Origin of the sequence: Elstera litoralis (assembly GCF_000963705.1) — a bacterium.
Classification (GTDB): domain Bacteria; phylum Pseudomonadota; class Alphaproteobacteria; order Elsterales; family Elsteraceae; genus Elstera; species Elstera litoralis.
The window spans coordinates 1-678 of sequence record NZ_LAJY01000978.1 but is presented as its reverse complement, the minus strand read 5'-3'; the positions used below and the strand labels follow the sequence as shown (position 1 = coordinate 678).

Annotated in this window: 1 protein-coding gene; it reads right to left on the bottom strand. The window is 55.3% G+C overall.

All coding sequences use genetic code 11. The annotated features are described in order from the left end of the window. Positions 1-220: 220 nt before the first annotated feature. Positions 221-589, bottom strand: a complete 369-nt coding sequence (locus tag VZ95_RS21040; RefSeq protein WP_232302800.1) for a response regulator — start codon at positions 587-589, stop codon at positions 221-223. Positions 590-678 lie beyond the last annotated feature (89 nt).

Here is a 678-nt window from a genome sequence, read left to right as displayed (position 1 = left end):
TTTCGCCGCCCATCGTCGCTAAAACCTGTTCAACGATCCGCGTCACCTCGTCGGGCGCGATAGGCTGATGGTGCGACTGCTGCCGCAGGGCATCCAAATGCTGACGCAACTCTGGCGTCGCCGTTAGACCCTTCATCGGCTTCCTCCTCACTCGTCAGCCCATATCATGCCGCACGGGGCCAAAGCCCCCAAAGCTTAGCGGGGCCGAAGCCCCTAAAGCTTAGAAATTGCCGAAAACGGCAACCAGCTTCTGCTTCAGCGTTTCAGCATTGAACGGCTTCACGATGTAATTCGTGACGCCCGCTTCTTTTGCCGCAATGACGTTTTCCGTCTTGCTTTCCGCCGTCACCATCACGAAGGGGATGTGTTTCAGCTTCGCGTCGCTGCGCACTTCACGCAGCAACTGCAAACCCGTCATCGGTTCCATGTTCCAGTCGGAAATCACGAGACCGTAGTTCTTTTCCCGCAACCGCGCCAAGGCGGTGGAGCCATCTGTGGCTTCATCGACATTGTCGAAACCAAGCTGTTTCAGAAGGTTACGGATGATCCGAAGCATCGTCTTATAATCATCGACGATGAGAATCGGCATATTCTTATCCATGGAAGCTCTAAGTCCCCTGTTTGAGTCTCTGGACTGTGCAGGCGCAAGGTCTACGAGTGGCGTGCTTCCGTCAACCC